We start from the raw sequence: 7,864 nt of genomic DNA, 5'->3' as shown, positions 1-7,864 counted from the left end.
GGCAGCCGGGCCTGATTGGCGGCGTCGCGCAGCGAGCCCCGCCACACCGGCCCGTGCCCGGGCAGCATCACCTCGGCGTCCACCGTGCCGAGCGCATCCAGGCTGCGCCGGCACGCGTCCTCGTCGTGGTTGAACACCGACGGCAGCAGCTGCGGGCCCCGTCTGGTCGAAACCGGGTGCCCGGTCACCAGCGCATCCCCGCTCACCAGCACCCCGTCCACCAGGTACGAGCAGTGCCCGCCGGTGTGGCCGGGGGTCGGCACGCATCGCGGCGTGCCGGGCAGGCCCGCGGCGATCTCGTCGGTCAGTGCCGCCGTGGTGGGGATGCCGGTGTGGTCGAGGCCGCCTTTGCCGATGAGGGCCACCGTCCACTTCAGCCACCGGGGTCGCCACGCCTGCGCCGCGACGGCCAGCGGTGAGGCCTGCTCCAGGTACTCGCGCCTGGAGTGGCCGACCTCGTCGCGGTGACAGTAGACCGGCGTGCCGTGTTCCCGGGCGAACCAGATCGCGGAACCGAAGTGGTCGATGTGGGCGTGGGTCAACAGGATCGCGCGGACGTCCTCGGGCCGGAAGCCGAGCTCGCGCACCGACCCGACCACCTCGTCGCGGTGTCCCGGATAGCCGGCGTCGATCAGCAGGACCCCGCCTCCGCTCTCCGGGCCGCCCGTCACCAGCGTCCAGTTCACCAGGTCGGTCTGAGCGAAATGGACGGTCTCGGTGATCCGGACCAGCCGAGCTGAGCCTGCTGCCATCTCGCGAGCCTAACGAGTGGAGTAGAACAGAAGCGTGGCTGAACTCAGACTGGGATACAAGGCGTCGGCAGAGCAGTTCGCTCCCCGCGAGCTCGTGGAACTGGCGGTCGCCGCCGAAGAGCACGGGATGGACAGTGCGACCGTCAGCGACCACTTCCAGCCGTGGCGCCACGAAGGGGGCCACGCGCCGTTCTCGCTGGCCTGGATGACCGCGGTGGGGGAGCGCACCAAGCGCCTCATACTGGGCACCTCGGTGCTCACCCCGACGTTCCGGTACAACCCGGCCGTGATCGCCCAGGCGTTCGCGACCATGGGATGCCTGTACCCGGACCGCATCTTCCTCGGGGTCGGCACCGGTGAGGCGCTCAACGAGATCGCCACCGGCTACGAGGGCGAGTGGCCCGAGTTCAAGGAACGCTACGCGCGGCTGCGCGAATCGGTCCGGCTGATGCGTGAGCTGTGGCTCGGTGACCGCGTCGACTTCGAGGGCGAGTACTACCGGACCAAGGGCGCCTCGATCTACGACGTGCCCGAGGGCGGCATCCCGATCTACATCGCCGCGGGCGGACCGCAGGTCGCCAAGTACGCGGGCCGGGCCGGCGACGGGTTCATCTGCACCTCGGGCAAGGGCGAGGAGCTCTACAAGGACAAGCTGATCCCGGCCATGCGCGAGGGTGCCGAGGCGGCGGGCAAGAACCCCGACGACATCGACCGGATGATCGAGATCAAGATCTCCTACGACACCGACCCGGAACTGGCGCTGGAGAACACCCGGTTCTGGGCGCCGCTGTCGCTGACCGCCGAGCAGAAGCACTCCATCGACGATCCGATCGAGATGGAGAAGGCCGCCGACGCGCTGCCCATCGAGCAGGTCGCCAAGCGGTGGATCGTCGCGTCGGACCCCGACGAGGCGGTGGCCAAGGTCAAGGACTATGTGGACTGGGGTCTCAACCACCTGGTGTTCCACGCCCCCGGTCACGACCAGCGCCGCTTCCTGGAACTGTTCCAGCGCGACCTGGAGCCGAGGCTGCGCAAGCTCGGCTGAGCACCGACGCAGCGAGATGATCAAAATTGTCGCGGCGGTGCTCGGGCTGTGTGCCCTCGCCGTCGCGGTGGTGGGGCTCGGCGCCCGCTACGTGCCCATCTCGGGGCACCCCACGCTCATCGTCGCCGCCGCGGCGCCCTACCTGGCGCTCGCGGCGCCGGTGGCGATGCTGTTCCTCGCGCTGGGCAGGCGTTGGCTGCTGACGCTGGTCGCGGTCACGGTGACGGTCGCGCTGATGTGGATGTACGTGCCGCGGTACCTGAGTTCGGCCGCGCCCGACGTACCGGCCGTCGACGTGCGCGTGCTGACCGCCAATCTCTTTCTGGGACAGGCGAACCCGGCTGCCTTCGTCGGGATGGCCGAGGATGTCGCCGACGTGGTCGCCGTCCAGGAGATGACGCAGGGCGCGGCGGACGGTCTGTCGGCGGCGGGCATGGACGGCGTCTTCCCGTACCGGGTGATCGTGCCGGCGCGCAACGCGTCCGGCATCGGCATCTGGAGCCGGTATCCGATCGTCCACTCCGGGCGCATCGACGGCTACACGATGCCGATGATCGGGGCGCGCATCCGCATCCCCGGCGTGCGGGTGGACACCACCGTGCTGTCGGTGCACCTGCCCGGTCCGTGGCCCACCCCGATCGACGGCTGGCGCTCCGACATCGCGCGGATGCCCGAGACGCTGCGCGAGGTCGGCCAGACCGCGGGAGCCGGTGCGGTGATCGTCGCCGGTGACTTCAACGCCACCGTCGACATGGCGCCGTTCCGCCGGCTGCTGGCCGAGGGCTACGGCGACGCCGGCACCGAGGCCGGGGCAGGCCTGGTGCGCACCTACCCGGGCCGGGAGATGCGTCCGCCGCTGATCGGCATCGACCACATCCTGACCAGGAACTGTTCGGCCGACAGCGTCACCACGGTGACCGTGCCTGGTGCCGATCACCGGGGCCTGGTGGCCACTTTGCGGGTGCCGGTAGACATGACGGCGAGCTGAGCGGGGGCGGGCGTCAGCCGCCGGCCTGGATCAGGACGGCCTGCGGTGACGGGGGCGGTTCGCCGGTGGTCCGGTACACCCGGAACATCTCGTCACGCGTGGCGCCGTCGGCCGAGTAGGCCCACGAGCCCAGTCCCGCGCCGTCGGCCCACAGCGACGGATGGCGGCGGTTGAGCGCATCAGCCACGTTGCGTTCGGGATCGGTGGCCACGATGTAACGGATGCCGAAGTCCCACGGCCTGTTCAGGGCCGCGGCGAAGTCGTAGTCGCTGGTGATGACGAACTGGCGGGGCCGCTCCGAGGACAACCAGATCCCCCACGTCAGGAAGGTGTCCATCAGCACCGAACCGTCCGGCAGCTCCTTGTCGTCGAACCACTTGGCCAGCAGCCGTTCACTGACCAGCCGACGCCGGGCGGGATCCTCGGCGGGCGGATGGTTCTGCGGGTCCACCAGCGAGGCGAAGCCCGATTCCAGCTGACCGTAGGCGATGTCGCCGTCCAGGATCAGCGGGGTGGTCACCGGGATGGCCACCACCAGCGACGCGGTCACCAGCACCGCGGACGCGGTCCGCGCGGCCACCACCTGTGCCTGCCAGCACGCCAACCCGACACAGATCACCAGCGGAATGGCCAGCAGGTAGAACCGGAACCAGCCGAAGGTCATCGAACTGTGCTGTGCCACAGCAGCGAACGCGAGTGTCGAACCGAAGACGACCACCGGCACCAGCGCGGTACTGCGCCTGGACAGCGCGGCGAACACCAGCGCCACGGCCACCGCGACCCCGGTCAGCGGCTGCATCCCGAACAGCCGCGACGCGATCACCAGCCACGACGACCCGGCATCACCGGCTCCGCCGGCGATCCGGCCGGCCACCTGGCTGGAGTTGCCGTACTGCGAGGACAGCGTCGCGAAGAACTCGTCGTTGATGATCCAGCCGGTGACGGCCCACGTGAGAAACGCGACGGTGACGGGGAATCCGATCACCACCACGTTCACCGCGGTCTCCGGCCACCGCAGGTGTGGCCGTGCGCCGCGCCAGGTCAGCACCGCGACCAGCCCCGCAGCGCCGACCGCGGCGGGGATGACCTCGTAGCGGGCCAGATATCCGACGCCGAGCGCGATGCCGGCCCAGGCGAGATCGCCGACCCATCGCGACGCGCACCAACGCAGGAGATAGCGCACGCACCACACCAGGCAGAAGATCTGCGCGGGCTCGCTCAGCCCGGACGCCCCGTAGATGAGGATCATCGGATGGACGGCGAACGCGGACACCGCGATCCAGCGCCACCGCGCCGGCACCCCGAGGTCCAGCGCGATGCGGCGCACCATCACGGCCGCGCCCGCGGTGAACAACGCGCTCTGCACCACACCGGCCAGCCCCGCGTGTTTGAGCGCCGGCCACCACTGGCTCAGCCACACCAGCGGGATCTCCACCAGGCTCGGCAGCGGGTTCCAGACGAACCCGATCGCCGACAGGTGCGGATCGCGTGACTGCAGCGCGAAGCCGGCGTTGGCCACCCTGTTCGGTGCGTCAGGCTCGAAGATGTTGTACCGCAACACCAGAACCGCGCCGACAAGGAAATAGACCAGGCTCAGCAGCGCGAACAGCGTGATCCCGCGCCGGCGCGCGGTGGTCACGACTGCCGGCGCAACAGCAGCGTCAGCGCCGCGAGCACCGCCGCGACGGCGACCACGCCGATGCTGACCCACGCCCACCATCCCCACCCGGGCGCGGGCGCGGGCTGGTGCGGCATCGACGCGCCCTCGTTGACGGAGAACGAGACGGTCTCACCGGCGATGCCGGTGGCCACGACGTCGCCGCTGAGCGACCCCCAACGGTTCGGCAGACCACGCACGTAGTCGAACGTCGTGTCGATCAGCGACCAGTCGCCGGTGCCCGTGATCGACAGCACCGCCCGCCCGTCGTCGGTGAAGGCCTGCACCATGCCCAGCGGGGCATGCAGATCCACCAGGGCGGTGGATGCGGTCTGCGCGTTGCCGACGTCGACGGTGTTGGCGTCGCCGGGCAGGATCGGCGGCTGTATCCCGGCCGCGGTCAGCTCGGCGCCGCCGGCGACCACCAGCAGCCCGGTTCCCGAGGTCGTCGCGTCCGAGAGCCGGGTGACCCGGGGCCGCAACGTCGTCTGCGTCTGCTGGGCGATCAGGTTGATGGCCTGGGCGGCGAAGCGTAGATGCTCGGCATTGTCGACCGCGACGTCGAAATCCGGTGTGAACGCCATCGGCAGCACCGGGAAACCGCCACGGTTACCGGTGCCCGGGGTGACGGTCACCGTCGAACTCGGGTCCAGTGCGAAGGTGACACGGTCGTGCTGCGGCGCGCATTCCTGGCGCGGGATGTAGCGCAACTCGAGCGCCAGTCCGACGTTGGAGGTGATCGCCTCGGCGGGGATCCGGCCGGTCAGTTCGAGTGTGCCGGACGCGTCCAGGCTGCGTGCGGCCAGCACGGTCGCGCCCGACCGCACCAGCACCGAACCCTCGCCGCCGACCACCGGGGTGTAGTGCGCCTTGAGGCGGACATCCGCACCGCTGACCGGACCCACGCCGAACTCGGCGACGTCGAAGCCCGCGTAGAGCGTGGTGCTGCCGGCCACCGAGGTCTGCCCGGTGACGCCGAGCTGATCGAACGTCTTCATCGTCGACGACAAGTCGGGGTTTCTCAGCTCGGCGGACAGCATCACCGCCGAGTTCGCCTGCGCCAGGCCCAGCCGGCGGTCGGCGAACAGGCCGACCTGTTCGACGAGTTGTTCGCCCGCTCCGGTGACAGCCAGCACGGCGGCCGGGGTGCCCGGATTCTCGACCGCCACGCCCGGTTGCCCGCCGTCCCGGATGTCGATCACCCGCAGCGACGGCGAGATACGCGGCGGCACAGAAGCATCCGTGGACACCCCGACACGCACCGGCATCGGCCGGTACAGCCGGGTGAGTTTGGCGACCAGGTCGAGCGCGGCCTGCTGCTGGTGCACGGTCGGGTCGGGACCCACCCTGATCTCGATCTCGTCGAGGTAGCCGGGCAGGAAGCCGGCCACCGTGGCCGGGTCCGGTGTCGGTCCCGAGAACGCCGTGGCGAGCCGATTGACCACCATGGCCGGTGGCTGCGCGCAGCCGTCGACCACGGTGTCGGCCCGGATGACGAAGCTCAGTTTGGCCCGACGGTCGGCGATGTGCGCGGCGGCGATGTCGACGGCGAACGGCACCGCGGTGGCTCCGGGCGGGATGGGCACCGTGCCCAGGAGGGTGCCGAGGCCGTCCAGGACGTCCAGCCGCCCGTTGACCACGTTGACGATCGAGCCGATCTCGCCGGTCAGCAGGGTCGGCGCGACTCCGGCCGGCACCGGAATCGCGGTATCGGCAGGCTGATTCGCGCCGGTGAGTTCGATCCGGTCGCCGAGCCCAAGCTGTGTCCAGCCGATGACCGGCGGTGGCGTGGGTTGTGCGGCCACCCCGGCGAACGGATCCGCCGACGCGGACGGAGCGATCGCGGGCGCGGCGGCCAGCGCTGAGGCCAGGGCCAGTGCGGCCACCCGGCGGAGGTGTCGGTTCATCGGTGAGCTCCGGTGGGTCGGGGTGAATCGGCGGGTTCGTCGTCTGCGGGTTCGTTGAGGCCGTGCACGGTCTTCTCCCAGAAGAAGGGACGAAAGACCAACTGGTAGAGCGCTTTCAGTGCAGCGATCGACTGCAGCATCCAGTACAGGGGGGCGAGCAGGGCCGCGGGCAGGAGATGGGGCTTGTGCAACGCGCCGGTGGCGACGACGCCGACGTACACCGACAGCGGCGTGCCCACGACGAACAGCAGCAGGCACACGTAGTAGGTCAGCGGGGGGAACATCATCTCCACGGCGTGCGGACGGCCCAGCACCCAGACCAGCATGGTGAACAGGAACACCACGTTCAGCGCACTGGTGAGGGGGACGCCGCCGGTCATGTTGATCAGCCGCAGCGTGGCCTTGGTGCCGATCTCGCGGCGCAGCGCGCGCGGGTCACGCAGGTGCACCAGCATGGTCTGCAGGTAGCCCTTGTACCAGCGGGAGCGCTGCCGCAGCCAGTTGACGACGTCGGAGTTGGCCTCCTCCAACGTGACCGAGTCCAGGATCAGCGTGCGGTAACCGTTGCGCGCCAGTCGGACGCCCAGGTCGGCGTCCTCGGTCACGTTGAACTCGTCCCAGCCGCCGATGTCCCGCCACACGCTGACCCGCATGTGATTCGATGTGCCGCCGAGCGGCACCACACAACCGGACCGCTGCACCGCAGGCAGCACGACACCGAACCACTGGTCGTATTCCAGGGCGAAGAACCGGGTGAGCAGGTTCTGCCGCTCGTTGAAGTAGCCGAGACGCCCTTGGAGACAACCGACATCGGAGGGCACCCGACCGAACGCGGCGACCGCGCGCCGCAACTGGAGGGGGTCCGGGATGTCCTCGGCGTCGTAGATGGTCAGGAACTCGCCGCGCAGACCCGGCACCGACATACCGAAGTTGCACGCCTTGGGTTTGGTCTTGGGCAGGCTGTGCTCGACGATCACCACCCGCACGCAGCGCAGGTCGGCGTCGAGCAGTGCGGTCTGGGTGGCGATGTCGTCTTCTTCGACCAGCAGCAGGATTTCGAGCTTGTCCTCGGGATAGTCCAGCCGCAGCACGCCGTTGATGAGGTTCTTCACGATCGCGGGTTCGTCGTAGACGGGCAGCAGCACGGTGTAGACGGGCAGCGCGTCGTCGGGGATCCCCAGCGCCTCGTCGGCGTCGACGCGCACCAGCGCCGAGGAGCCGAGTCCTCGCAGCAGCAGCAGATTACGGTCCAGGGTGGAGACCAGGTAGAGCAGCGCCACCGCGGTCGTGACGGCAGGGGCGACGACGCTCGGCCAGACCGCGGTGGCCGCGACGGAGACCGCGGCCGTGAAGCCCAGCGCCACAAGCGTTCCGCGGCGCAGCACCGATCGGGCCGAAAGGTGGGCGGGTAGCCGCCCCGCGGACTCAGACATCGGCCGGAGCCGGGTCGTCGGTGGCGACGCCGCGCAGGGCCGCCGCGAGGTCGAGGCCGCGCGCGAGCACCTGCTCGTCGAC

6 protein-coding genes are annotated in these 7,864 nt (G+C 70.0%); 2 read left to right on the top strand and 4 right to left on the bottom strand.

Annotated elements, in window-relative coordinates:
- A partial coding sequence (locus tag MVA01S_RS27410) for an MBL fold metallo-hydrolase (protein ID WP_003932883.1) occupies window positions 1–752 on the bottom strand: 752 nt, incomplete at its 3' end.
- A 34-nt stretch (window positions 753–786) separates the two neighbouring features.
- On the opposite strand from MVA01S_RS27410, the gene fgd reads away from it, so the two are divergent.
- Window positions 787–1,797, top strand: a complete 1,011-nt coding sequence (gene fgd / locus MVA01S_RS27405; protein WP_003932882.1) for a glucose-6-phosphate dehydrogenase (coenzyme-F420) — start codon at window positions 787–789, stop codon at window positions 1,795–1,797.
- 16 nt (window positions 1,798–1,813) lie between these two features.
- Entirely contained in the window at window positions 1,814–2,785 is a 972-nt protein-coding gene (locus MVA01S_RS27400) for an endonuclease/exonuclease/phosphatase family protein (RefSeq protein ID WP_003932881.1), read from the top strand.
- Between the two features lie 13 nt (window positions 2,786–2,798).
- Here MVA01S_RS27400 and MVA01S_RS27395 read toward each other — a convergent pair whose 3' ends face one another.
- From MVA01S_RS27395 to MVA01S_RS27385, 3 genes are read right to left on the bottom strand one after another with little or no spacing between them, the layout of a single operon-like run.
- Window positions 2,799–4,424 carry a glycosyltransferase family protein gene (locus MVA01S_RS27395; RefSeq protein WP_003932880.1) on the bottom strand — a complete coding sequence of 542 codons (1,626 nt, stop codon included), beginning with the start codon at window positions 4,422–4,424 and terminating at the stop codon, window positions 2,799–2,801.
- Complete coding sequence (locus MVA01S_RS27390; protein ID WP_040542718.1) at window positions 4,421–6,349, bottom strand: hypothetical protein; 1,929 nt, start codon at window positions 6,347–6,349, stop codon at window positions 4,421–4,423. Before MVA01S_RS27390 ends, MVA01S_RS27395 begins: the two co-directional genes overlap by 4 nt.
- Window positions 6,346–7,782 carry a glycosyltransferase family 2 protein gene (locus MVA01S_RS27385; RefSeq protein WP_040542715.1) on the bottom strand — a complete coding sequence of 479 codons (1,437 nt, stop codon included), beginning with the start codon at window positions 7,780–7,782 and terminating at the stop codon, window positions 6,346–6,348. The genes MVA01S_RS27390 and MVA01S_RS27385 overlap by 4 nt, the downstream gene beginning before the upstream one ends.
- Window positions 7,783–7,864 lie beyond the last annotated feature (82 nt).

Origin of the sequence: Mycolicibacterium vaccae NBRC 14118 = CIP 105934, assembly GCF_001552715.1 — a bacterium.
Classification (GTDB): Bacteria; Actinomycetota; Actinomycetes; order Mycobacteriales; family Mycobacteriaceae; genus Mycobacterium; species Mycobacterium vaccae.
The sequence above is the reverse complement of the archived record's forward strand: the minus strand, read 5'-3'. Positions and strand labels throughout refer to the sequence as shown.